Here is a 26,310-nt window from a genome sequence, read left to right as displayed (position 1 = left end):
CTACGCAATGTGTGGGAGAGAGATGGGAATTGTTTTACGAGGAGCCTTCATTGAATAAGCGGCGTGTAGTAATTACTGGTATGGGTACGATTACCCCTGTCGGGCTTAATGTAGAAGAAACTTGGCAAAATATATTAGCTGGTGTAAGTGGTGTTGTTTTGGCAGATGAGTTTGATGCCAATGAATACAGCACACGGATATGGGCTAAGGTTAAGAATTTTAATATTGAGAATTATGTTCCGCTTAAAGATGCACGTAAAATGGATGTGTTCACCCAATATGGAATTGCTGCAGCTGATGAAGCAATAAAGGATTCGGGTTTGAAGATTGATGCGAATTTATCAAATCGCATTGGTGTGGCTGTTGGTGCAGGTATTGGTGGCATCCAGACAATTACCAATAACCAAGACAAACTGATGGCGGGTGGACCTCGAAAGGTTTCTCCATTTTTTATCCCAGCAGGAATCATTAATATGGTTGCTGGGCAGATTTCAATAAGACATCAGCTGAAAGGACCTAATATTTCAGTCGTTACTGCATGCACTACGGGTACACATAATATTGGACTTGCGGGACGAATGATTGCTTATGGTGATGCTGATGTTATGGTATGTGGTGGGGCTGAAATGACCTTAACCCCACTGTGTTTAGCGGGATTCTCTGCTGTGCGCTCCCTATCTAAACGAAATGATGAGCCTGAAAAGGCATCAAGACCTTTTGACAAAGATAGAGATGGCTTTGTTATGGGCGAAGGCGCAGGTATTCTTATTCTAGAGGAATATGAGCACGCTAAAGCTCGTGGTGCAAAAATTTATGCCGAACTTGTTGGGTTTGGTATGTCTGGTGATGCTTTTCATATTACTGCACCCGATGATGATGCGGATGGTGCAGCACGTGCCATGGAAGCAGCCATACATGATGCAGGAATTGATCCAGAACAAGTTGATTACATTAATGCACATGGCACATCGACTTATCTTAACGATTTGAATGAAACAAAAGCCATTAAGCGTGTTTTTAAACAACATGCTTATGATCTAGCAGTTAGTTCTACAAAATCAATGACAGGTCATTTATTAGGTGCTGCTGGTGCTGTTGAAGCAATATTTAGTATTTTAGCACTCAGGGATCAAATTGCACCCCCAACTATTAATTTAGATAATCCTGATGAAGGATGTGATTTGAATTATGTACCTTATACACCTCAAAAAAGAGCGATCAATTTTGTTCTGAGCAATTCTCTTGGTTTTGGTGGAACAAACGGTAGCTTGTTATTTAAGCGGGTCTAAATGACATTTTCAAGACATAAAAAACTGATATTTTTTATAGTAATATTGTTTTTTATGTCTTGTTTTCTCTTCTTTTTTAGCAATTATATTCAGATTATCCGACCCATTATTCCCAATGAGGGCGCACCAGTTATTATCACACTTGACCGAACTGCTTCAGCGTCACAATTTGTAAAAATACTAAAAGAGAAAAAACTAATCCACTCAGATTCGGCCCTTCTAATGATGATTCGTTTCTCTGGTTTATCATCCCAGCTTAAAGCGGGTGTATACCAAATTAAACCGGGTGAAACGGCAATGCAACTGGTTCATCGAATTGTAGCAGGGGATGTCTTAACCCAAAATTTTACAGTTATTTCGGGTACCACACAGCAAAAAATTTCCCAAGATTTGGCTAAAGCGGCCTATCTGAATTATAGTCCCGAAGACTGGCGCTCTATTCAAGACGACCATCCTAATGCAGAAGGGTTGTTGCTTGCGGATACCTATCAGTATCATGGTGGAAGTAGTGGTAAGAGTTTATTAGAGTATGCCCATCGTAATTTAATTAACTATTTAAATATCAGTTGGACGAATAGAGCGCCTAACTTACCTTATAAAACACCCTATGAGATGCTTATCGCTGCCTCAATCATTGAAAAAGAAACAGCTGTTCCACAAGAGCGTAAGTTAATTTCAGGTGTGATGGTGAATCGATTAAATAAAAAAATGCCATTGCAGATGGATCCTACTGTGATCTATGGTTTGGGTGCTGCTTACAAGGGAAAGCTTTCTCATAATGATTTGCTTATTGATTCTCCCTATAACTCATATCATTATAGAGGTTTGCCGCCAACACCTATTGCTATGGTCGGTAAAGAAGCATTGGATGCAGCAGCTCATCCACAACTTTCCAACTATCTGTATTTTGTTGCCAAAGGGGATGGAACACACCAATTTTCCGAAACGTACGAACAGCAAAAACAAGCAATTAATCAATACAAACGCAAGGATCTCTAATGTCATCTTTAGCTGGGAAGTTAATTGTTATTGAAGGATTAGAAGGCGCTGGTAAATCGACCGCAATAAATACTGTTACAGAACTTTTGTCAAAAAGAGAAATTCAGACCTTAACTACTCGAGAGCCTGGTGGTACAGCAATAGGTGAGATTCTGCGCGAACTGATTAAGAATCCCAAATATCGGGATGTTTTAGATGATCGCAGTGAATTGTTATTGCTTTATACTGCTCGAATTCAGCTTCTTGAGGAAGTGATTAAACCTGCCTTGCGGCAAGGAATTTGGGTTATTGCTGACCGATTCGAACTGTCAACGATGGCTTATCAAGGTGGCGGACGAAGATTAGATCAAGAGATGATCCACAAGTTATCTTCTTTTGCACTTAGGGGATTTAAACCTGATCTGACTTTATATTTGGACATTAGCCCTGAAGAAGGAATGATGCGGGTTAAATCAAGGGGGGAATTTGATAGGATTGAACAACAATCAATTGATTTCTTTCATCGTGTTCATGAAAGTTACACACATTATGTAAAAATGGACTCTAATGCGGTAATGATTGACGCTCGAAGTCCTCTACATGAAGTGCAACAGGCAATACAAAATGCAATAAATGTATTTATTGAGCAGCAATAATGAGCAATTTTAACAAGTTATCGGATCAGATAATAAAATATCAATCCCAATGGAATCAAATTCAATCGGCATGGATAAATAAGCGTATTGCTCAGGCTATGCTGTTTGTGGGCGCGTTTGATTGTGCCTTTATGGATTTTGTAAAAAAATTAAACCAGCTGATTTTCTGTAAAAAAGAAGAGAATCAGCCTTGTTTTGTATGTTCTGATTGTCAAATGGTTGCATGCAGCGAGCACCCCGATGTGGATTGGGTTAAACCAGAAAAAAGCGGTGGGGCAATTAAAGTTGACCAGATAAGAGAGTTGCAAAATAATGCGTATTTGACACCCCAACGCACTAAATACCGTTTGATTGTTATTGAATCCGCAGATCGCATGAACCTTTCTGCTGCTAATGCATTATTAAAAATTTTAGAAGAGCCTCCTCCACAGACCATATTTTTACTTTTGGCTCAGCAAATAAGTACTTTATTACCAACAGTCTTAAGCAGATGTCAGATCATACGTTTTGCTTCATATGAGGATTTATTCGGGACTAATTATTTGCAATTGGCAGAGTACTATCCAGAAGAATCTGAGCAAGCAAGGATTGTGAAACAATCAGAATTTATTTTAGATGGGTTAATTACAGTAATTGAACAAAAGGAGCATCCAAGCCGTGTAGCTGCTCAATGGAATCAATTTGAGTTAGGAACATTACTTTGGTTTCTGTATTTGGTTTATGCACAAATACAAATGATGCAAATTATTACACCTGCAGATACTGGTCCAATTTTACCTCAGATGAGGTGCTTAATGTCTTTATTGAATCCCCTAATGATTTTTTCTCAAATTGATAGAATCAATACATTACAGCGAAAATTAAGCCATAATATGAATGTAAATCAAACTTTGGCATTGGAAGATTTATTGTTAACACTATACAGTGAATCTAGAGCGTCTCAAAATATGTAATGTTGTGATTTTTATGAAATCCAGAGTATTTAAGGAAGATCTATGATGGATACAACTCAACAAATCAATTGCTCGTTTCTGAGTGAGTCAGATCTTTATGCAGCTTATATGCCTTTTGTCAAAGGAGGCGGGTTATTTATCCGGACTAAAACAAACTACTCATTTGGTTCAGAGGTTAGGCTATTAATTAAACTAATGGATGATGATGAATCCTATGTTGTTGAGGGTAAAGTAATCTGGATTACTCCTAAAGGAGCGCAGGGAAATAAAGTACCTGGGATAGGAGTACAATTTATCGGTGAAAACAGCCGCTATTTATGCAATAAAATAGAGACCTATTTAGCAGGCATGTTAAAATCCTCTCAATTTACAGATACAATTTAGGTTCATTCAATATGGGGAACTATTTCCTTCCATTCCTTATGTTGGGCTGACGAACATTTTAAGAGGTCATCCATGTTAGTTGATTCACACTGTCATTTGAATTTTCTCGATTTAGCTGATTTTAATAATGATATGGCGAATGTCTTGGCACAGGCAAAAGCAAATGGCGTGCAGCATTTTTTATGTGTTTGCGTTGAATTAAAGGATTATCCACAATTAGAAAAGCTCGCTGCAGAATATACTGATATTAGTATTTCGGTAGGTGTTCATCCAAATACTGAAATGGATGTTGCGGTTACCTCAAAGATGTTGCTTGATTTAGCAAAGAATCCAGCATGTGTTGCAATAGGTGAAACAGGTTTAGATTATTATCGAACTCATACCGAAGAAGCGCGAGAAATACAACGTAGTCGATTTAAAGCGCATATAAAGGCTGCTTTACAATCTTCAAAACCATTGATTATTCATACTCGTCAAGCAGCAGAAGATACCATAGCATTAATGGCAGAAGAAAATGCCCAACAAATTGGTGGTGTTATGCATTGTTTTGCTGAAAGTTTGGATATAGCACATCAAGCCATGGATTTGAATTTTTATATTTCATTTTCGGGAATAGTTACGTTTAAAAATGCAACGGCCCTTCAAGATGTAGCAAAAAAAATACCTTTGGACCGAATACTCATTGAAACGGACTCACCTTATTTAGCTCCAGTACCTTATCGCGGAAAACAAAATCATCCTGCACTAGTAAAACATGTAGCGGAAGCTATCGCTGAGCTCCGTGGTATGTCATATGATGAAATAGCTGAAATTACTACCAATAACTTTTATACTTGTTTCAAATTGTAGGCGTATAGAGATGTAAAGGGGTGAGGGGGAATTAGCCATGCTCAATACCCTCATCTGTCCTGACGGGCAGCTTCCCCCAGGGGGTAAGGGAAGTTTCTTATTTAATCGCAATGCCAAAGCGTTGTACCCAGTTACATGCTTTTAATATTTTCTATTGGGGATCACAGAATGACTTTGTACATAGGCTTGATGTCTGGAACAAGTATGGATGGTATTGATGCTGCGCTGGTTGATGTATCAAAAAATACACTGGTTTATGGGATCACTAATAAGTACAGCGATGAAGTGAAAGCACGCATCGATAAGTTGCTCCATGGCCCAGACCTAAGTTTGGCCTCTATTTGTCAACTTAATACATTGATTGGAAGAGAGTTTGCCTATGCAGTAAATCAATTATTACAAAAAGCAAAATTATCAGCCAGTGATATTTGTGCGATAGGAAGTCATGGTCAAACCGTGTGCCATAATACGAATTGTTCTATTCCATATACTTTACAGTTGGGATGTGCTCATACTATTTCAACATTAACTGGTATCACTGTTGTTGCTGACTTTAGAACTCGTGATTTGGTACTGGGTGGGCAAGGAGCTCCTTTTGCACCACTTTATCATCAGCAGTTATTTAGTGGCAGAAATGATCATATCGCTGTAGTGAATGTAGGTGGTATAAGCAATATTACCTTTATTCATGGGAATGAGCCAACTAAAGGTTGGGATGTAGGCCCTGGGAATTGCTTAATGGATGCTTGGATTAGGACACAGCAGGGAAAGGATTATGATGCGGGTGGAGAATGGGCGCAACAAGGAGAAATTATTGCCCCACTTTTTGAAGCGTTAATGACAGATTCTTTCATTACCTCTTCAGCACCAAAGAGCATAGGTAAAGAATATTTTTCCTTATCATGGCTTAAAAACCATTTAAGGGACGGATATAAAGCAGTAGATATTCAAACAACATTGCTTGCATTTACTGCTCAAACGATTGCGAATTCGGTTTTAAATGAACCAAATCAAGTGGAGCAAATGTACCTGTGTGGTGGGGGCACCCACAATCATGCACTATTGCATAGGCTTACTGAACTATTACCAGAAACCCGTGTGAAAAGTATAGCAGAGGTAGGCATTAGCCCTGATTATTTAGAAGCGATGATGTTTGCTTGGCTGGCTGCACAAACAATAAATCACGTTCCCGTGGATTTAACTACGATTACTGGATCTCGAACTCCTGCAATTTTGGGTGCGATTTACCCTAAACAAAAGTAGAATCATGTAGCATGGATGTTGTGCTGTGAAGTTCTCGTCATCTCGAGTACAGCGAGGGATTTCCACTCGTAACACGGTAATACAGCCATGGAGATCCCTTGCTGTACTCGGGATGAAGACAAAAAAAGAACAGTGAATTCTTTAATAAAATTCATCTGACTTGCTTTTCTGCATTAAGATCATATTGACAAAATAAATCTGTATGAGCTTAAATGAGGAATTTGAAACGGAGTGGCCTTAAGTTGAGCGCAAATTATATAGAAAAAACACCTCAAGGAGTAAGTACAAGTCTGGTGACTGCGTATTTTATTTTTTTCCTGGCAGCATCATTTTATTTATATGAATTCATTCTGCAGGTAGCCCCTAGCGTCATGGCTGAATCGATGATGAAAACTTTTGGGGTTACAGGACAAGGATTTGGAGTTATCTCCGCATTTTATTTCTATGCCTACGCACCCACTCAAATACCCGCAGGTGTGTTATTCGATCGTTATGGTCCTCGAAAATTAATGACTTTTGCCATTATCCTATGTGCTCTTGGCTCTGCTTTTTTTGCTTCAACTGACAGTGTGTTCACGGCATGTATCGGAAGATTCTTAATTGGAATTGGCTCAGCATTTTCTTTTATTGGGGTATTGGTTCTTTTATCACGTTGGTTTCCTCCTCATTATTTCGCCATTTTAGCAGGGATCGCCCAATTGATGAGTTCAGTGGGTGCTATGTTTGGTGAAATGCCCCTAGCTTATCTAATTCAGGGGGTTGGCTGGCGAAATGCAAGCTTTATTCTTTCGATTATTGGCTTTATTCTGGCAGCATTCTTTTGGTTGTATATCCGTGATTATCCACATCAGAAAAGCCAAGCAGTCCCTGAGCATTACCTCCGTGATGAATGGAAAAGACTTATGGCGGTGTGCAAACATAGTTATACCTGGATAATAGGGGGGTATGCGTTCACAATATGGGCTCCCATTGCTGTCTTCGCAGCACTTTGGGGAGTTCCTTATTTACAAGAAAAATTCCAAATAAGCGTGGTTGCCGCTTCAGGGCTATGCAGTATGATTTGGATTGGAATTGGTGTGGGAAGCCCTTTATTAGGATGGTTCAGTGATCGTATTGAAAGTCGACGCATCGCGCTCATTATCAGTGCCATTTTAGGTTTGTTTGCGACATTGGTTTTGTTGTATTTGCCTGGATTATCTTATGGATGGACGCCATTTATTCTGTTTGTATTGGGTTTAGGAGCAGGTGGGCAAACGGTAAGTTTTGCTGTGGTCAAAGAAAATAATCCCCCTGAGCTTGTTGGTACTGCCTCAGGTTTTAATAATCTATCAGTAGTGCTAGGTGGGGCCTTATTTCAGCCTTTAGTAGGGTACATATTACAGCATACCAACTTATGGCATTTGGTTAATGGAGTACATGTATACAGTATTTCAAGTTACCAAATTGCTTTAATGGTTATGCCAATATGCTTTTTAGCAAGTTTGCTCATTGCAAGTTTTGTGTTAAAAGAGTCACATCCAGCATATAAGAAACATTAATTCTAAATAGCTTTTAAGTTCACCTTTTCATGTAGGAGAGGTGAACCTTTAAAGTGAATATCCAAACCTAAGTTATAGTGTATTTCAGGGTCATGCCTTGAATTATGAGTTTCAATTGAACAAGATTCAAGGCCTGACCCTGGGTATTGCTGGGTATTGTTTCGTTTCAAAATATCATGCGTAGCGGCGGCATACACTGCTAAAATCTGTAAAAACCTTTAAAAGTCATTCCCAGTGCATCGACCAGAGAAGTTGAGTCGTGATCATGAGATGAAGAATGACTAAAAATACTCAAAGAAGAGTGTGGTGTAGTTGAGTTTTGCTGGAACGCTTCCTCTCCAGAGTCATGGAGTACTTCATTGTCTGCACCAGAGGATTTATCTGTACCTAACTCAGTGAATGGTTGCATTAAAAGAGCAGGGATTTGAGTAAAATGGGTACTTGGGCCGAATATAGGGTCAGCACTACAAAGAATAAGTGGCTGCTCTTCTGGCAGTAAAGGAATAATACCGATAATCGTATTTTCCTCATGCTCGCCACTGAGAATTTTTACCGTATCACTCTCCAGGCCTAAGTTTGTAAAGGTGGCTAAATTATTTGTGGTCTGGTCAGTTAGCTTTTTTGCATGTCGAATTATTTCTTCCTTAACATGTGTTTTAAAACTAGCAAAAAGGGTAGAGCCTCCTACTTTATCCAAGGTATTACTTTCGTTTAATATATTTAATATGTCTACCGAAAGTTTTGCAGAAGGGGTATCCAAAAAGAACTCTTTGTTATTATTATACTCCGCACTTGAATGAGATAGATATGCAGGATTTTTACCAAAATGAAAAAGGCACATTCCTCCTGTTATTTCATCATAGACGATCACTGAGCCAAAACGAGAAGCGCCACCTTGATTTTGTATTTCCGAACTTTCAGGTGAGGAAAGTGTGAGCTTAGGAGGGACACTATGATAGCGCCCTACAGGCAAGACCCAAAGGTGGTTACATCTAGGCAAGGCTAATGTCTCTAAAATAGAAAGACCCACAATCCTAAATACAGTTCCTTCTGATAATTCAGATTTATAAATGTCTTGATACTCCAAAATTAATTTTTGCTTTTCCTCTGAAGATTTTGCCCAACTGCTGCGAGTCGAATATTTTTCACTTTCAATTTTATTGTACATTACACTTTCCTATTAAATCACTAACACAGCTGGTGGTTGAAAATTTTATATTGAATCCATGAGGGGTTCAACTTGTATCAATGATGGACGAGAATGAACTAGATGGTTAGGAATTTATTGGTTATCTCAAATTTCATAATCTCTTTATTCCAATAATTAATTGTTCCTGCATAACTCATTCCGCATTTGATTAATACATTTTGGGAAGAGGCATTTTCAGGATGGACTACAGCGATTAGTTTTTGCATATTGAGCTTTCGAAAAACAAATTGAATTAGAGAGGTAGTGATTTCTGTAGCATACCCTTTGCCCCAGTATTGAGGTAATAAAGCATAGGCGACTTCAACCTCTGATTGATGGTCATCATAATTGAAATAAATCAGTCCTGCTCGACCGATAAATTCATGGGAATCTTTTGTATAAACAGAGCCAAGGCTAAATTGATGTTTTTGAAAGTGATGAATGGCTTTTTCTAATCCAACCATTACTTCATTTTTATCACGTTCCCCATGACCTATAAAACGCATCACTTGAAAATTTGATTGCAGTCTGTAGAGATTGTCAAAATCATTCAGAGAGGGTTCGCAAATAATTAATCTTGTAGTAGTTAAAAATGGGGTCATTTAATTTTTTTTAGAGCAGGATAGTCATATCTGAAGAGTATACATTGGAACTGTTAATTAGTTTCAATTATGCATCCAAAATATAGGAAGAACAAAGCATATAAATAATCACAGAAACTCTAACATCAATTGATGTAACCCTATAGCATAATTTCAAATATAAAATCACTAAATTATGCCTTAACTAAATGGCAGTGATACTACGCTTAAGCTTATTACAGATTCAATTTAAAAGACAGAATTAAAACAGGATGCAAGTTAGCTGAGATGTGGATAACTGGTTTTCAAGCAAAGAAGCACATTGATTTATCAAGCGTAAAATTATCTGTGCTTTATTTTCAGTAGTGGTAAAGCTAAAAAAACGTAAATTACAGCAAGAGGTATTATTGACGGCATGTTTCATACCTTCTTTGAAATCTTGCATCATCCCTGTAACAATTTCATTAAAATAACAAGTTTTGATGCTTTTTTCTGAGTTTGTGCCAGTAAGAAAGGTCAGCATATCACCTACATCGTCTTTGATCTTATCAATGTCTTTTTCTGAAATAGGAGTTCTTAGGGCATCACTCTCATCATTAGCAGTAATCAAATACGAAACTGTCACTACTGAACTCTCTATTATGTCGGGTTCGCGTGGCAGTGTAAATTCAAGTTGGTTAAGGTTGGTATAGAAATACAGCACTTCATACAATTGTAATAATAAGATACCGATACTCGCCTCCTTTTTGTTTGGATCGGATATTTGAGGCAATTCATCAAGCGCAAATACAGTGATAAGATGTATTATTTTTAGAGGGTTTACTGAGTCAAAGTGTATCGTTTTAGTTTATAGGTAGTCGTTGAATAACTCTTGCTCTTCATTTTTGATTAATTCTCTATCAGCTTCCAGAAAGCGTTTGCATACTAACCTGCCGTGATGATTGGTAAAACGGAGCAAATAGTGCAGTATTTCATTCGGCAAATTATCAAAAGGACTTATAGAGGCGGATGTTAACATGGTAGTTGTTTTCATTTAGTCCATCGTTCAAGAAGTGTTACCACTTTTAAGTGGAAAATACTATCACGATGAATAGTAATTGTACATTAATTGTCGTGATAGCAAGCGAAGGTACTGCCCCTTAAAATCAAGCCAAATTTTCATTAAAAACTTGCTTTTAAGGACGCCAGGCTTTGGTTAAAATTGTTCGACAAGCGCAGAATAAAGTCTGGAAAAATCGTTTGTCCGTCCCACTAGCTAGCATTCAAATTGATCTAATAATTCAATCTGTTCATTAAGATTTATCAACAGGTTTTGCCAATATGCAGGCGTATTAAACCATGGAAAACTCAAAGGGAATGCGGGATCGGCCCAGCGTTTTGCGATCCATCCTGAATAATGCAGCATGCGTAGTGTACGCAATGCTTCGATTAAATGGCGCTCACGCGGGTTAAAATCATGAAATTTACAATAACCCTCTAAAATATTCTCCAGTTGCAAATCCATTTGTTTTGGTTCGCCTGAAAGTAACATCCAAATATCCTGTATCGCAGGGCCCATGAGACAATCGTCTAAGTCAACGATATGAGGACCTGTTTCGCTCCATAACACATTTCCAGCATGACAATCGCCGTGCAAGCGTATTAGATCAATATCTCCTATAGACTTAAATATCTGATTTACTTTTTGTAATGCTGTTTCAACTGTTTTGCAAAAATTTGAGGCTAAATAATCAGGAATAAAACTTTGTTCAATGAGCAATTTGTAAGGTTCCTGGCCATAACTTTGGGGATTTAATTGGATGCGATGTTGAAATGACTGGCATGCACTAACTCGATGTAATCGCCCTATAAAGCGTCCCATCCATTCGAGGTGTTCGCTATTATCCAATTCCAGTGCATGGCCGCTGCGCCTTGGAAAGAGTGCGAATCTGAAATCTTGATGATGGTGTAAGGTTCGGTCATTTATAATGAGGGGGGCAATAATTGGAATTTCATGTTGTGCTAACTCAAGTGAAAATTGATGTTCTTCTAAAATAGCTGCTGAACACCAGCGATTCGGTCTATAAAATTTAGCAATGAGCGGCTCGGCATTTTCAATTCCTATTTGATAAACTCGATTTTCATAGCTATTGAGTGCGACTAGGCTGCCTGTGCACAGAACCCCCGTGCTTTCAATTGCATCCAAAATGGTATCGGGATCGAGTTGCGCATAGGGTGTTTGATTCTCGTAATTCAAGTGCTAATTCTCTGATGGATAAGTATAAGGATGTATTATACAGATTGTATGGGAGCAAGCGTAGGTCAACAGCTTAAGAGTTATCAATGCTTCCTTAATGCAAGCTTAATGGGGTCAGGCCTTGAATTGTGAATTTAATTAACTTTTAATGAAAAATTCACAATTCAAGGCCTGACCCTATATGTGCTATATGTGTTCTGACCCTATATGTGTTTCGGTTATAGTTGGGTGCTAATTAACATTTCTATACACTCAGGTCCTGGTAAAAGTAGGTGAAAATCAAGTAGGATTACAGCAAGGCATTACCTACCAGTATTTGTCTCTTGTAATGTAAAAAGAGTTTAAATAAGCTGCAATAAAAAGGAACAAGGACATTAACAATGAGAATGAAAAAAGAATTATTTTTTCAGGAAAAGATTCAGGAGATCAATGAAGTCATCGAAGATTCAGAGGCGTCTGTAGAGCGAGCTGCGCGTATGGCACGAAGAACTCGAGAAATAGGGGCAGATACTGTAGAGGCCTTAGAGGGTCAATCAAAAAAAATTCAAAGAATAGAGAAAATTACAGAAAATATACAAAATACGGCTGAACAGGCAGAGGAAAGTATTTTAAACATAAAAACTTATGGCTTATCTCGCTTTTTTCCTCCAATGCCTGATTTTTTTAATCACCCCTTCAGACGCAAGTCAAAAGATGAACCACCAAGACACTCAACTCTGACTCAATCTATTAAGCAGGAACTGCCAAGACATCATGAACCTAAACTTAAAACCCAATATAATGAACCAGTTGATAGAACTTTACTGGATGAAAAACATTTAGAGCTCTTAGATAAGACCAATGAGGGGCTTGATGAGTTAGGTGAAATTATCGATGATTTAAATCAATTGGCAAGGGAGCAAGGCAAAGAAATAACTTGGCAGAATGAGCATCTAAACAAGCTAAATCCAAAGATAGAAAAGGCAACAGAATCTATAAATTATGAAACTCGGCGTGCTGGAATGTTATAGAATTCATTACAGCAAGCGTGTCAACGGGGTCAGGCCTTGAATTGTGAAGAAATTGGGGAATATTTTCGTTTGCATTATTCTAGTGAGAGTAAAATAGTCAAAAAATTATGACTATAGTTTTAAAAATTCACAATTCAAGCTCTGACTTCGTACTTCACTATAAGTTTCTTGCGGCAAAAATAACCTATTAGAAGTTTTAAATCCTAGCATTTTCTAGGTCTTTTATTACGTGTTTTATTAATAGCTATTAAATGTTGAGCTGTTCTTGAATCAAAACTGGAACATAAATATTCCCGTCCAAGTCAATTAGTCTATCCATTGAGTCCACGCTCCCAAGATAAATAAGGATGGGCAAAATGAACACTAATTTTAATTTTTAAAGATGCTTTTATGCCAATACAATAGCTCTTAATGTTCCTGCGAATGCAGGGGGTAAATTAGCATTCTGACCTGGGGTGGGGATGTATGAAAGTACCGGTTCAAGATAGATATTATTTATTATTTTTGCTTGATAATAAATTTGATACATCAATTCAGAGGAGCGATCAGTAATGCGCTGATTGAGCCAGGCCAGCGAAAAACCTGCGCCTAATGAGTCACCCTCACGATGTGCAATAAGGCCAAATAAAGTAAGGCCACCTCCTACAGATTGTTTCATAGGTAACACACTGGAGTTATTGATCCCGTATTGATAAAACGCGGAAATCCCGCTGGTATCATATCCAGGATGGCGGTACCATAAACGCTGCGAACCAAATAGATAAGCGCCTGTTGCTTCCATTTCAGTGAGATTGTGCTGTCGAATTAAACCAGTTTGATGCCATATACCTAGTCCAGCAGTCCCAGGTAAATGATTTTTTCCTAAAACCCAAGCACCACCCATTTCACTCACTTGAAAATACCTTCCATTAAATGTCGGACCGGTTAATCCGGTTTGTTTGCCACTGGCTAAATTGCCATCATATATTCCATAGGATAGATACCATTGAGAGATTGGGGCCAAAGTCATAGTAATACCGTATGCAGTATTGGTATAACCGGGCATGATGCCATCTACTTCAGGATTAATAAAAATAGGCGTATAAATTAAACTTGTCACTGCAGGAATGTTAGGTGCGTCAGAGCTCAGTGGGGCGGGCTTAATGACGTTATTAAAATCAAGTGTGGTGATTGTTTTTCCAATTCGGACAAATAATTTTTTATCGAACAGTTCTTGGCGATACCAAAGGGCATAAAGTTCAGAACGATTAAAAGGATAAACATCGGGTAATGAGTTATATCCTTGTATAATACCCGCTTGTGCATTGGTGTTCTGAGCATTTTGTTGCAAAAATTGAGCACTAAACAACCCACCATCCCATCCAGTAAATTGTCCCATATCCACGGTAAGATCAACTAAAAGAACACTGTTGGATGTCACTAGGTCCGCATCAGGAATTCCACCAGAGAACAATCTGTTGGTGTCACCAATCCAAGCTCCTTGAAGCATAATTCCATGATTATTTTGAATACTTAGCTTGTTTTCTAAATAACGTTGTAGTACCCCAGAGCCAGTAGTTACATTAACTGCGGCAGGGTTAGAACTAATACTGGAGTTGTTTGCAATCGGTTTTTGTTCTGATTTCGTTGGCTTTGTGGGAGAATTTTTTAATGTCTGTGCATTAACAGGGTTATGAATACCAGGTAGGAGAATAAGTAAAGTAAAAAATAATAATCGGATCATGATTTTTTTCTTTCAAAAGCATAGACATACAAATCTTTCTTTACATCTTTAACTATATATTTTTCTAAAGCAAGCCCCATCGTTTGATATTGACAAGGAATACCTAACTCTATACCGTTAAAAGGAAACTGCGGATGCAGACAAGGACGTTATCTAAAAAAAACAATAAACTATTAAGGCTGACATGGAGCGGAACTATGGTTGTGGACTATAAATTATTTTTACTTGTTGGCGCAGTTTGTTTCAATATACTGAATTCTGGTGCGGCCTTAGCTCAAGATAACTCAATCAATTCAGTAGGAAAAACAAAAAAATGTTTTCCATATATTGAAAAATTACCTGAGCAAAAACTTATGGCTGCTCCACTAGAGAGTGACAACTTAGCACATAAAACCTATATTCTTCCTGCAACGCCTGCAACGACACAATGGGGTGTATACAATAATCATCAACCCCCTGTTTTAACCATTAATCCAGGTGACAGTATTTCTATAGAAACTATGGCTGCTTCAGATAACCAAGTGGTGCCAGGTACGCCTATTGAAGAAGTGGTCCGTATGAATAATGCAGTCCCAGGGAGAGGCCCCCATACTATTACGGGACCCGTCTATATCCAAGGTGCGGAACCTGGTGATGTGCTCAAAATTCATTTTAATAAAATACTGCCACGAAGCTATGCATCGAATAATAATGTTCCTGGAAAAGGATTATTCCCAGAAGAATTCCCCGAGGGACAAATTAAGTATTTTTATCTGGATGTAAAAAAGATGCAGATGCAATTTGCGCCGGGGATTGTAATTCCACTTGCGCCATTTCCGGGTTTAATTGCAGTAGCACATGAACAATCTGGCGATTTTGACACGATTCCACCGGGTCCTTTTGGTGGAAATATGGATTTACGTGAAATGAAAGAGGGCACCACATTGTACTTACCGGTTTTCGTCAAAGGGGGGCTACTCTGGACAGGTGATTCGCATGCAGGGCAGGGAAATGGCGAGATCAATCTCACTGCAATTGAAACCGCATATGAAGAGTTCAATATTACAGTTGATTTGCTCAAACATACTCCATTGAGCTGGCCACGTGTCGAAACGCCAGATGCATGGATCGCAGTAGGTTATGATGCGGATTTGAATAAGGCTCTGGATATACTTAAAGGAGAAACGATTCAATTGATTATGGATCAACGTAAAGTATCTCGCGAACAAGCTGAGCAAATTATGTTTGCAACATGGAATTGCCCTATTTCAGAAGTAGTTAATGGAGTTAAAGGTGTTTATTGTATTGTTCCAAAACAATCTGAAAAACAAACTCCCTTCCTATTGCCTAAAACGGATACGCCCACTCAATACGTTACTTATGCAAAGGATAATAATATTGAAAATGCAATGAAAAAAGCCTCTATGACTATGCTCAATCGAATTGCTGCTGAGAAAAAATTAACTCGACTCGATACCTACTCCTTACTTAGTCTTACGATGGATTGTCGCATGGCACCCTATAAAACCGGGGAAAAGGAAGTTCACTGTATGTTAGATAAAAATTTGTGGATTTCTTAAGATATATATAGCGAATAATAGGAAAACGGAAACCCAGGATTAAAAACTGGGTTGGTATCGCGCAATCGAGCCTGCGAACTAGATGGTGTTATCAGTACCTGCTTTATTTTCTTCCATAATTGCATTTTGACTAGGGAAGAACGTTAAACCTATAAATATTAAAAATAGGAATTGAATTGCATTACAATAAAGTCCGAAATGAAGATTATTGTGATATTTATAGAAAAAATTAGCTAACTCTGTTCCTATCGCACCTACAACCATAACACATAAACTAACCAATGCCGACGCAGTGCCTTTGCTTACAGGCGTTACAAAAAGACAGTATCTGTTTAAAGGCGCATTAATTACACTGAGTGCAAAAAAATAGATAATTGTTCCAGGGAGCAAATGGTAATAGGCATTACCATAGAGGTATGGAAGCAATGAAGTTAAAATTGCCCCAATAACCATAATAATACAGCCCCAAAAAATAATTTGTTTAATTGTGTATTTGTAAGTTAATTGATGTAAAAACCAATTACCCAAAATGGTCGCACCAAATACTGGAAGTTGCCAAAGACCATATTGAATGACCGTAAGTTTTGCCTCAGCAATTAAAATAATAGGGGCTAAAGCAATCCAAGCAATACATGGGATACCTACTGTACCTGCGGCCAAGGTTCCAAATAAAAATGCTTTATTGGTAAACAAATCTTTATAGTTTCGTAATACCTTATTTGCTGAGAACTTAGTTTTTGGTGTTACTTCTCCATTTTTTTTTGTTTGGCCAATCGGTTCAGGCATGTATTTCCATAATCCCCATAATGCAACAAGAGCACCCAGAGCAATGGTTATGAAAATATAACGCCAGGAAGTGTAATGAATTACTATAGCTCCCATCAGGGGGCCTAATAAGGGCGCAAGAATTGCAACGTTTGCCATAATCGAGATTAAACGAATGGCATCCATTTCTTCAAATATCTCTTGAATGGTCGCATAACCTATGACGCCAATAAAGCATAATCCCATACCTTGAAAAAAACGTGCGATTAGAAATTGATACATTGAATTCGAGCTGGCAATAAATAGAGTAAAAATAAAAAATAGAAATGCACCAAGAAGCATCATGGGCCTGCGTCCATAACTATCGGATATAGGACCTAAGAAAACTTGCAAGCTTGCGCCTCCAAGAATATAAACACTCAAAGAAGTTGCTACGGCTGATTCAGGCGCATTAAAAGACTGAACCACATGAATCATCCCCGGCATGATCATATCGTTGGCTATATAAGTTAAAAACTCATACATGACAAAAAAACAGGTAAATATTAAAGCTTGTCTTTTTGTTATAGGAATAAGGGGGTCAGTCATAGCAAGAGCCCTTGTTGTTTAATTTTCTCTTTAAATGTACTGTCTTGTAATTTTGTGGCTAAATTTTATATACTCTTTTGATGCTCAATATTTGTGAAACGATCTTTATGAAATGGTATTTTTTTGGCAAAGATAATGGCAATCCTAGAATTAATGAACATTTAATGATCTACATTCTTAGTCTACTCGATCCTATTTCGCAGTTCAAGGCATCTTTGGTAAACCATACATGGAAAGAGATGGTCGATTTAACTCACAAATATATGAACTTATTACCCACAATTCATCGCATACCACTGCTTTCAAAAGTGGGGTTGGATGTGCTGAGATTCAAATTATTATCGGGTGGAATGACAAATACAGTTTACAGAGTACAAATTGGTCCTAATACTCCTAAATTGCTTGCAAAAATCCCTGGAATCAATCCGGATCTCATCGAGCGTAGCCAATTCAAACGATGGGTATTACGAATTCCTGGAGAGGTGTCCTCATTTTCAATATCGCGTGAACACGAAGCAGAAAATGCACGCAAAGCTTCAGTCTTGGGACTTAATGTACCCATAAAACACTTTGATCCTGATGGATTACAATTGATGGAGTATATTGAAAATGCTCATGATTTAGACAAGGAAACATTACAACGTATTGACATATTAAACACGCTAGCAAGTATGGCCAAAAAACTGCATACATCGGAACCTTTTGACAATGACACAGCAGTTTTCGAACGTAACGAACAATTATTGGAACGGCTAAAAAGTAAAAGTTTTGTGGTTCCTGAGGAAACAGACTTTATAGCGGAACAGATGATTGCATTGAAGAATTTATTTTCTTCGTATCATATTGAGATGAGTCCATGCCATAATGATTCGACACCCTTAAATTATATGATGGCAGTTTCTGGACCAAAGAAGGAGAAAGTGTTCTATCAAATTGATTGGGAGTATTCCAGTAATAACGACTTTATGTGGGATCTTGTTTATTTTGCAATTGAAGCAAAACTGAGCAAAGAACAAGAATTAACTTTTTTAAAAGCATACTTTGGAGAAGAAGAACTTACAGAGTCGATATTGGCCTGGTTTACTGTTTATAAACCGGTAGTAGAATGGTGGATAACCCTTTGGTCATGGACCCAATTGGCAAATAAAGCGAAATCTGTGAGTGAGGAAGAGTATGCAAAACTAGGAACAGAACGCTTTGCAAAAACTTTACAACATTTACAGAGCGATGATTATCGGAATGCTCTTGATATTATTAATGCCGATAAGTTGTTGCCTTCTTTTAACGGTCATAGGTCCTTTACAATCTAATGGTAGCTTGTGTACCGGACCCCGGGTTCACTTATTGTCATCCCGAGCGCAACGAATGATCTCCCCGCTACGCTCGGAAGGACAGGGGTGCGCTACACTTAAGTTACAACTAATTTTATGACATATGACTTAAAAATTCTTGCAGATGCTTTTTATCTTGCTCAGAACTTAGATAAGTTTTTAGCAACTCTAATGAACGATGATATTCATCATGTTGGAGCACGCCACGCATGAGCTCAAACCGTAAAAAAACACAATAGGTATTGAGCACATCCGTCTCACAATAATCACGAATACTTTTTATTTGGCCTAATAAATACTGTTCCCACACTTTGGAGCCACTCATCCCCATTTTTCCAGGAAATCCCAGCATACTGGATATTTCATCCAGTGGAGCAAACGCTTTATTTTGATATCCTGCAATCACATCCATGAGATCAAGATGTCGATAATGAAAACGGCTTAAGTAATTATTCCAACGAAAATTTTGTTGATTTTCTCCTGTTTCCCAATACGTAGGTGCGCTGATTCCATGCAACATGGAACGATAATGCAAAACCGGTAAATCAAACCCGCTGCCATTCCAACTCACTAGTGTTGGTGTATGTTTGTCGATTCCAGCAAAAAAACGGGTGATTAATTCCTTTTCATCAGAGGCTTCATCACCTAACGACCATACTTTTATTTGTGACCCATGACTCATAACCAAAGAAATAGCACAAATTTTTTGTAAATAATGCGGTAAGAAATCGTTACCTACTTTAGCTCGGCGTAATGCAAACATTGCTTCTGCGGTGTCCTCATCAGACAGGCCGTGTAAATCATATAAATTACGGGCTGATTCAATATCAGGAATTGTTTCTATATCAAATACAAGAATGGTCATCGGTTTAGGTTTCTTTTACTTTAAATGAAACCCTATCTTAGCACGGGGTAGGGTGAGGAAATAGTAGGTTTCACAATTCTACCTCTTGTTACGTCATCCCGAGTACAACGAGGGATCTCCATGCTGTAGCACCGTGATACGTTGAGAAACTTCCTTGCACTCGGGATTACCCGGCGGCACTAGGGTTTCCAAAATCATTCCATTTTGGTTCATTCGAACCAATGGATACAGAAGCTAATTTATATAACAGCCCATCTCGAGTTCATCATGGCTATAATTCAAGCGTAGATTGTAGTGATCAAATTTGTTAAAATGTTCATTTTTAATGTTTGGTTGCTCATGGACGCTTTGTTACACATATTTAAGAAGTTACGAATAGCCTTTTTTTTATTATTTGCTCTAATTCTTACTGCGTGTGTTAGTCATCCTCCTGCGGATGTTAATAATCTTTGTAATATTTTTAGGCAATATCCTAAATGGTATCGAGATGCTAAGGATGTGGAGCGCCGATGGAAAGTTCCAATTCCAGTACAAATGGCAATCATCCATCAAGAATCAAAATTTAACGCACGAGCACGACCACCTCGGCAGAAGCTCTTTTGTATTATTCCTTGGAAAAGACCTTCTTCAGCTTATGGATATACCCAAGCACTACATGGAACTTGGAATCATTATAAACAAAGTTGTGGTGGATGGTTTGCTTCACGGGATGATTTTGCTGATGGTGTCGATTTTATTGGTTGGTACGCCAATGAAGCGTATAAAAGAGCAAGGGTGCCCCGAACAGATGCGTATTTACTTTATTTGGCCTATCATGAAGGTATAGGTGGTTATCAACGTAAAACTTATTTGAAAAAATCATGGTTAATACCCGTTGCTCGCAAAGTGAAAGCGCGCTCACAACTTTATGCAATGCAGCTTAATTCGTGTAAAAAATATTAGAATTGAACTATTGGTGCTAATGTTTTCCTGAATTTGTGACGTAGAAGCTTAGGGTAAATTTGAATTTATATGGTTTAATAAGTAATAATATATTCAGTAATTAAAACTGATATAGATCACTAAGGAGTTTTTAATGCGATTAATGCTTTTGGGTGGGCCGGGTGCAGGAAAGGGAACCCAGGCTTTGCGTTTGATTGAACGTTATCAAATTCCGCAAATCTCCACAGGTGATATGCTTCGTGCTGCTATTGCGCAAGGAACTCCTTTGGGACTCAGTGCCAAAAAGATTATGGAAACGGGAGGATTGGTTTCCGATGATATTATTATTGGGCTAGTCAAAGAACGTTTAAGAAAGAGCGATTGTGCTAATGGCTTTTTATTTGATGGTTTTCCTAGAACAATTGTACAGGCAGATGCCTTGAAACAAGCCGAAATTTATTTAGACCATGTTATTGAAATTGATGTTGATGATGAAGAAATCATTAAGCGTATTAGTGGAAGACGTATCCATCAGCCTTCTGGCCGTGTTTATCATATCCAAAATCATCCGCCAAAACGTGATGGAATAGATGATGTTACAGGCGAAGCTTTAATTCAACGTGAAGATGACAAAGAAGAAACTGTAAGAAAGCGTTTGGAGGTTTACCGTAATCAAACAGCACCTTTAGTTCATTACTATAAGTCTTGGGCTGAGAGTGGCACCCATGGTGCTCCTGAGTTCCATAGTATTAGTGGCGCTGGAGATGTGGATGATGTATTCCAAAAAATTGTTAACTCAATTGAAGCTAAGGAAGAAATATGACCAGCCTTACTATAACCAGCTCTGAATTTGAATCTTTAATTAATGAAAATGAAATTGTATTCATTGATTTTTGGGCAGACTGGTGTGCTCCATGTAAACAATTTTCCAAGGTTTATGAGCAAGTGGCTGAGCAGTTTCCCAATATAAAATTTGCAAAAGTAAATATTGAAGCGGAACAACAATTGTCGGATTTCTTTGAAATCCGCTCTATCCCTCATCTGATGGTATTCAAAGAAGGAATTGTGATTTATTCAAATGCTGGCAGTATGCCAGCTTCAACGCTTAAAGAATTGGTTGAACAAGCCGTGGCTGTTGATGTCAGTGCAATAAAAGAGGAGCTTCGGCAGAAGGATAACAAGTAACGTTTGATAAATAATTTGCCAATTCTTTTTTGCCTGTTTCATCAATGATTAGATCAAGTTTTGTTCGGCGTTTGAGTATATCATCACAATTTTGTGCCCATTCTTCTAAAATCAGATAGTCTACTTCTACTTGATATAGATGGGTACAATATTTTTTTCCCAAGGATTCTTTGCTATTACAGGAGGAAAGGAATAATTCCATGCGACTTCCATAAGTATTCAAATAACGATTAAATAAGTCTGTATCCATCCATTTATATTTTTCTTTTGCATAATGAACGTACTGCTCAAAATTCATTTGTTCAAAAGAGGCTCCTGGTAATGGCGTTGATGCCGTGATCGAAGGGCCCATTTGTGGAAATGTTTGAAGGAGTTGATTGATAACCTCTTCTGCTAATTGCCGGTAAGTAGTAATTTTCCCACCATAAATGGTGACACTAGGTGCGGGTTTGAGATGGACTTCATATGAATAATCACGACTTAAAGCTTTGGCCTCCTTGTTTTCGTCAGCGAGCAAGGCTCTGACACCACTCCAGGTATAAATAATATCTTGTGCGGATATCGTGCTTTTAAAATACGAATTAACCAGATCAATCAAATAATGAACCTCTTCATTGCTGATGCTCGCATTACCTGGGTTACCAGCGAGTGGAATATCAGTGGTACCTATCATGCTAAATCCGTGGTATGGAATAACAAAAATAACCCGTTTGTCTTGATGTTGTAACAAATATGCATGATTGCCCTCATAAATTTGAGGAACAATAATGTGGCTTCCCTTAATTAAACTAATTTTTTGCCGATCGGGGATCCGTGTGAGTTGTTCCACCGATTTAACCCACGGACCAGCCGCATTAATTACTGATTTGGCATAGAGGGTATAGCTTGAACCGACTTTCGGTTGAATGGTTAATTGCCATAAATTATTCACAACTTCAATATGAATCACTGTAGAGTGGGTTCTTATGCTTGCCCCATGATTTTTTGCTTGGATTGCATTAACAATGGTTAAGCGAGCATCATCAGTTACAGCATCATAGAATAGAAAACCCATGTCTAGTTTATTAATCAAAGGGTCAAAATATTCTTTTTTGTTTCTTCTATAAATGGTTTTACATTTGGGTAAACGATTTTTGCTACTTAAATGGTCATAAATAAAAAGACCTAAACGTAAAAACCAAGCGGGTCGCATATGCTTTTCATAAGGTAGAACTAAGGCTTGGGGATGTACTAAATGGGGCGCCAAATCTAAAAGCCGTTGTCTTTCGGTGATTGCTTTTTTAACCATACCAAATTCATAATTTTCTAAATATCTAAACCCACCGTGAATTAGTTTTGTGCTGCTTGAAGAGGTTTTAGAGGCTAAATCATCTTGCTCCAAAAGTACTACAGACAATCCTCTTAATGACGCATCTGCAGCACAACCACAGCCATTGATGCCGCCACCGATAATTGCAACATCAAAAACCGAATTCATATTTTGGTCTCCATAAAAAAAGTATACACTTACAATATACACATAATAGTTGGGACAAGGAACTCTGCAACAATGAATTATTTGCTGGCAATCGATCAAGGAACGAGCAGTACCCGTGCCATGATATATACTGTTCATGGCGAATTAGTTACTTCCAGTCAATATCCAATCACGCAACATTATCCGCAAGCCGGATGGGTCGAGCATGATCCAGAAGAAATATGGCAAAAAACTCTAACCGCCATGCGTGATGTTATATCTCGAGTTCCTATGGAGCAAATCCTGTCTTGTGGCGTAACAAACCAAAGAGAAACTACAGTAATCTGGAATAAAAAAACTGGGGATTGTCTTGCGCCGGCTATTGTTTGGCAAGATCGCAGAACCGCTGAATACTGCAAAACATTAATAGTTGATGAATCGATGATTCAAGAGAAAACGGGTTTAATACCTGATCCTTATTTTTCAGCGACTAAGCTAAAATGGCTTTTAGATAATAATCCTGAAGCAAAAAAATTAGCAGATAAAGGTGATTTAGCCTTTGGCACTATTGATAGTTTTCTTATCTGGCGTTTAACTAAAGAACATTTGCATTTAACAGATGTGACTAATGCATCAAGGACCATGCTTTTCAATATTAAGGAAGAACAATGGGATTGGGATTTGCTCGAATATTTTAGAATCCCTGAGTCCGTTTTGCCGAAAGTCTGTGCAAGTGATAGTCATTTTGGCCTGATAGATAAAAAGTGGTTGGGTATTGAACTTCCGATTACCGGAGTTGCTGGCGATCAGCAAGCCGCATTAATTGGTCAGGTCTGCTTCAACATTGGCATGATAAAAGCCACTTTTGGAACAGGTGCATTTTTATTGCTTAATACAGGAAGTAAGGCGGTTTTATCGCAGCATAAACTTTTGACAACCATAGCCTATAAGATACATGGAAAAACAGCTTATGGATTAGAAGGAAGCATTTATCATGCGGGTACTACTGTAAAGTGGTTACGAGATTCAATGAAACTTATTACTCATGCTGATGAAACCGAAACCTTAGCAAACTCATTGAAAGGAAATGACGGGGTTTATTTGGTTTCAGCCTTTACAGGTTTGGGCGCTCCCCATTGGTTATCAGTACCTGGAGCATCCATGGTCGGTTTAAGTTTGTCCAGCAGCAGAGCTCATTTTGCCAGAGCTGCGTTAGAGGGCGTTTGTTACCAAACGCGCGAAGTATGTCTTTGTATGCGTGAGGACAGTCAATTGGATTTGTCCCTACTGCGTGTTGATGGCGGAATGGCAGTCAATCAATGGTTCTTACAATTTTTAGCCGATCAATGTCAACTGCAAATTCAAAAACCTAAAGATATCGAGACCACGGCTAAGGGCGCAGCGATGTTGGCTGCTTTAGGATGTGGTGTCTTTAATTCTTTAGATGATCTCAATGCAATTTGGACTGTGGAGCAAGAATTTATTCCACAAAGAGCTTTAGAGCAAGTGGAAATGGATTATCGGGGCTGGCGGCAGGCATTGCAAAAAGCAAAGGGGTAGTTACAGACTGTGATTAATTACCCATTATCCCTCATTACACGCGGGATAATGGGTGTGAGCTAAACACAGGCTAAATGTGGATTTTAAGGTACATCTCTAGTTTTTTCGCCAGTGTAAAGCTGACGTGGTCTACCAATTCGTGACTTGGTGGCAACCATTTCCATCCAATGGCTCATCCAGCCAACAGTTCGAGCCAAAGCAAAAATTACTGTAAACATATTGGTTGGAATGCCTAGGGCACTTAAAGTCAGGCCTGAATAGAAATCAACATTGGGATATAGTTTTTTCTCAATAAAGTAGTCGTCTTCAAGGGCAATGCGCTCTAGTTCCATAGCCAGTTTGAATAATGGCTCATCTTTTGCACCTACAGCTTCCAAGACATCATAGCAGGTTTGACGCATTACTTTTGCTCGAGGATCATAACTCTTATACACACGATGCCCGAATCCCATTAATCGGAATGGATCATCTTTATCCTTAGCCCGTTTAATGTAATGTTGAATGCGATCAACGCTTCCAATTTCTTTGAGCATGTTCAGGCAGGCTTCATTTGCACCCCCATGTGCAGGCCCCCATAATGCGCCGATACCTGCAGAAATGCATGCAAAAGGATTCGCACCTGTTGAGCCAGCGAGGCGAACAGTAGAAGTGGAAGCATTTTGTTCATGATCTGCATGCAGAATAAAGATTGTATCCATGGCACGGACTAGAACCGGATCAGGAGTAGACTCTTCTGATGGTACACTAAACATCATATGCAAGAAGTTTTCTGCATAAGACATTTTATTTTGTGGGTAAATGTATGGTAATCCTATGGAATATTTATAACTCATTGCCGCAAAAGTGGGCATTTTAGCAACCATGCGAATTGCAGAAATAAAGCGATCTTCGGCGTTGTTAATATCCATAGTCTCATGATAAAACGCAGAGAGTGCACCAACCATGCCCACCATGATTGCCATGGGATGCGCATCACGACGAAAACCATTTAAAAATTGATACATTTGTTGATGTACCATGGTGTGATTGTTAATTAAGCTAACAAATTTTTTCTTTTCCTCAGCATTAGGTAATTCGCCATTAAGTAAAAGATAGCTAACGTCAAGGAAATCTTTTTTTCTCAGCCAATTGCTCGATAGGGTAACCGCGATAGAGCAATATACCTTTATCGCCGTCTATATAAGTGATTTTAGATTCACAGGAGGCAGTTGATAAATAACCTTGATCAAAGGTAAAGACGCCACTTGCACCCAGTTTCGTGATATCAATCACATCATTTCCCAAGGTAGGCGTATATACGGGTAACTCAAGCGGCTCTTGGCCTTTAAGGCTAAGTGTGGCTGTTTTATTGGTCATTGCTTCTCCTGATAAAGGATTCATATTGATTGTGCGTGGCACTATATAAAAATGCTCACTTACAGTCAATTTTAT

At 38.4% G+C, this 26,310-nt stretch carries 24 protein-coding genes and 1 pseudogene; 15 read left to right on the top strand and 10 right to left on the bottom strand.

Annotated elements, in window-relative coordinates; genetic code table 11:
* Window positions 1-50 precede the first annotated feature (50 nt).
* From fabF to EL022_RS11700, 8 genes are all read left to right on the top strand, one after another.
* On the top strand, window positions 51-1,289 hold the full coding sequence (fabF, locus tag EL022_RS11735) for a beta-ketoacyl-ACP synthase II (protein ID WP_028380386.1): 1,239 nt from the start codon (window positions 51-53) through the stop codon (window positions 1,287-1,289).
* Entirely contained in the window at window positions 1,290-2,288 is a 999-nt protein-coding gene (gene mltG, locus EL022_RS11730) for an endolytic transglycosylase MltG (RefSeq protein WP_028380387.1), read from the top strand.
* Window positions 2,288-2,923: a dTMP kinase gene (gene tmk, locus EL022_RS11725; RefSeq protein ID WP_028380388.1), complete on the top strand. Its 636-nt coding sequence runs from the start codon at window positions 2,288-2,290 to the stop codon at window positions 2,921-2,923. Before mltG ends, tmk begins: the two co-directional genes overlap by 1 nt.
* Window positions 2,923-3,876 carry a DNA polymerase III subunit gene (locus EL022_RS11720; protein WP_035900441.1) on the top strand — a complete coding sequence of 318 codons (954 nt, stop codon included), beginning with the start codon at window positions 2,923-2,925 and terminating at the stop codon, window positions 3,874-3,876. The genes tmk and EL022_RS11720 overlap by 1 nt, the downstream gene beginning before the upstream one ends.
* Window positions 3,877-3,921: 45 nt before the next feature.
* Window positions 3,922-4,260 (top strand): PilZ domain-containing protein, encoded by a 339-nt coding sequence (locus tag EL022_RS11715; protein ID WP_081776867.1) that lies wholly within the window; start codon window positions 3,922-3,924, stop codon window positions 4,258-4,260.
* A 72-nt stretch (window positions 4,261-4,332) separates the two neighbouring features.
* Complete coding sequence (locus tag EL022_RS11710; protein ID WP_028380391.1) at window positions 4,333-5,109, top strand: TatD family hydrolase; 777 nt, start codon at window positions 4,333-4,335, stop codon at window positions 5,107-5,109.
* A gap of 168 nt (window positions 5,110-5,277) precedes the next feature.
* Window positions 5,278-6,372, top strand: coding sequence for an anhydro-N-acetylmuramic acid kinase (locus EL022_RS11705; protein ID WP_028380392.1), 1,095 nt, complete (start codon window positions 5,278-5,280; stop codon window positions 6,370-6,372).
* 212 nt (window positions 6,373-6,584) lie between these two features.
* Window positions 6,585-7,910, top strand: coding sequence for an MFS transporter (locus tag EL022_RS11700; protein WP_237761295.1), 1,326 nt, complete (start codon window positions 6,585-6,587; stop codon window positions 7,908-7,910).
* A gap of 199 nt (window positions 7,911-8,109) precedes the next feature.
* Here the strand turns inward: EL022_RS11700 and EL022_RS11695 are convergent, their stop codons facing one another.
* The 5 genes from EL022_RS11695 to EL022_RS11680 form a co-directional block, all read right to left on the bottom strand.
* Complete coding sequence (locus EL022_RS11695; RefSeq protein WP_028380395.1) at window positions 8,110-9,078, bottom strand: hypothetical protein; 969 nt, start codon at window positions 9,076-9,078, stop codon at window positions 8,110-8,112.
* Between the two features lie 98 nt (window positions 9,079-9,176).
* The gene (locus EL022_RS11690; protein WP_035900444.1) at window positions 9,177-9,701 is read right to left on the bottom strand and encodes a GNAT family N-acetyltransferase; all 525 of its coding nucleotides are present in this window, start codon (window positions 9,699-9,701) and stop codon (window positions 9,177-9,179) included.
* Window positions 9,702-9,942: 241 nt separating this feature from the next.
* Complete coding sequence (locus EL022_RS16420; protein WP_241972171.1) at window positions 9,943-10,305, bottom strand: hypothetical protein; 363 nt, start codon at window positions 10,303-10,305, stop codon at window positions 9,943-9,945.
* A 222-nt stretch (window positions 10,306-10,527) separates the two neighbouring features.
* On the bottom strand, window positions 10,528-10,713 hold the full coding sequence (locus tag EL022_RS16415) for an F-box protein (protein WP_241972170.1): 186 nt from the start codon (window positions 10,711-10,713) through the stop codon (window positions 10,528-10,530).
* Window positions 10,714-10,935: 222 nt separating this feature from the next.
* Window positions 10,936-11,916: a serine/threonine protein kinase gene (locus EL022_RS11680; protein WP_028380396.1), complete on the bottom strand. Its 981-nt coding sequence runs from the start codon at window positions 11,914-11,916 to the stop codon at window positions 10,936-10,938.
* Between the two features lie 380 nt (window positions 11,917-12,296).
* Here EL022_RS11680 and EL022_RS11675 point away from each other — a divergent pair, with 380 nt between their 5' ends.
* On the top strand, window positions 12,297-12,926 hold the full coding sequence (locus tag EL022_RS11675; RefSeq protein ID WP_028380397.1) for an SNARE domain-containing protein: 630 nt from the start codon (window positions 12,297-12,299) through the stop codon (window positions 12,924-12,926).
* A gap of 388 nt (window positions 12,927-13,314) precedes the next feature.
* Here the strand turns inward: EL022_RS11675 and EL022_RS11670 are convergent, their stop codons facing one another.
* Window positions 13,315-14,649, bottom strand: a complete 1,335-nt coding sequence (locus EL022_RS11670) for a carbohydrate porin (protein WP_028380398.1) — start codon at window positions 14,647-14,649, stop codon at window positions 13,315-13,317.
* Between the two features lie 197 nt (window positions 14,650-14,846).
* Here EL022_RS11670 and EL022_RS11665 point away from each other — a divergent pair, with 197 nt between their 5' ends.
* Window positions 14,847-16,208, top strand: a complete 1,362-nt coding sequence (locus EL022_RS11665; protein ID WP_051544413.1) for an acetamidase/formamidase family protein — start codon at window positions 14,847-14,849, stop codon at window positions 16,206-16,208.
* A gap of 78 nt (window positions 16,209-16,286) precedes the next feature.
* On the opposite strand, the gene EL022_RS11660 is transcribed toward EL022_RS11665, so the two are convergent.
* On the bottom strand, window positions 16,287-17,561 hold the full coding sequence (locus EL022_RS11660) for an MFS transporter (RefSeq protein WP_028380399.1): 1,275 nt from the start codon (window positions 17,559-17,561) through the stop codon (window positions 16,287-16,289).
* 107 nt (window positions 17,562-17,668) lie between these two features.
* Here EL022_RS11660 and EL022_RS11655 point away from each other — a divergent pair, with 107 nt between their 5' ends.
* Complete coding sequence (locus tag EL022_RS11655) at window positions 17,669-18,871, top strand: phosphotransferase (protein ID WP_028380400.1); 1,203 nt, start codon at window positions 17,669-17,671, stop codon at window positions 18,869-18,871.
* Between the two features lie 115 nt (window positions 18,872-18,986).
* Here the strand turns inward: EL022_RS11655 and EL022_RS11650 are convergent, their stop codons facing one another.
* Window positions 18,987-19,757, bottom strand: coding sequence for a 3'-5' exonuclease (locus EL022_RS11650; RefSeq protein ID WP_028380401.1), 771 nt, complete (start codon window positions 19,755-19,757; stop codon window positions 18,987-18,989).
* 339 nt (window positions 19,758-20,096) lie between these two features.
* On the opposite strand from EL022_RS11650, the gene EL022_RS11645 reads away from it, so the two are divergent.
* The 3 genes from EL022_RS11645 to EL022_RS11635 all read left to right on the top strand — a co-directional run bounded on the left by EL022_RS11645 (window position 20,097) and on the right by EL022_RS11635 (window position 21,863).
* Window positions 20,097-20,699, top strand: coding sequence for a transglycosylase SLT domain-containing protein (locus EL022_RS11645; protein ID WP_028380402.1), 603 nt, complete (start codon window positions 20,097-20,099; stop codon window positions 20,697-20,699).
* A 133-nt stretch (window positions 20,700-20,832) separates the two neighbouring features.
* The gene (gene adk, locus EL022_RS11640) at window positions 20,833-21,501 is read left to right on the top strand and encodes an adenylate kinase (protein WP_028380403.1); all 669 of its coding nucleotides are present in this window, start codon (window positions 20,833-20,835) and stop codon (window positions 21,499-21,501) included.
* The gene (locus EL022_RS11635) at window positions 21,498-21,863 is read left to right on the top strand and encodes a thioredoxin family protein (RefSeq protein ID WP_028380404.1); all 366 of its coding nucleotides are present in this window, start codon (window positions 21,498-21,500) and stop codon (window positions 21,861-21,863) included. Before adk ends, EL022_RS11635 begins: the two co-directional genes overlap by 4 nt.
* Here the strand turns inward: EL022_RS11635 and glpD are convergent.
* Window positions 21,820-23,340 carry a glycerol-3-phosphate dehydrogenase gene (gene glpD / locus EL022_RS11630; RefSeq protein WP_028380405.1) on the bottom strand — a complete coding sequence of 507 codons (1,521 nt, stop codon included), beginning with the start codon at window positions 23,338-23,340 and terminating at the stop codon, window positions 21,820-21,822. The two genes, EL022_RS11635 and glpD, sit on opposite strands and share 44 nt — an antisense overlap.
* A 72-nt stretch (window positions 23,341-23,412) precedes the next feature.
* On the opposite strand from glpD, the gene glpK reads away from it, so the two are divergent.
* Window positions 23,413-24,879, top strand: a complete 1,467-nt coding sequence (gene glpK / locus EL022_RS11625) for a glycerol kinase GlpK (protein WP_028380406.1) — start codon at window positions 23,413-23,415, stop codon at window positions 24,877-24,879.
* Between the two features lie 83 nt (window positions 24,880-24,962).
* Here glpK and gltA read toward each other — a convergent pair.
* Window positions 24,963-26,235: pseudogene (gene gltA, locus EL022_RS11620) on the bottom strand (citrate synthase).
* Window positions 26,236-26,310: the final 75 nt, after the last annotated feature.

It is taken from the genome of Legionella cherrii (assembly GCF_900635815.1).
Taxonomy (GTDB): Bacteria; Pseudomonadota; Gammaproteobacteria; order Legionellales; family Legionellaceae; genus Legionella; species Legionella cherrii.
Note: the sequence above shows the minus strand (reverse complement) of the source record. Positions and strands in the feature narration are given on the sequence as shown.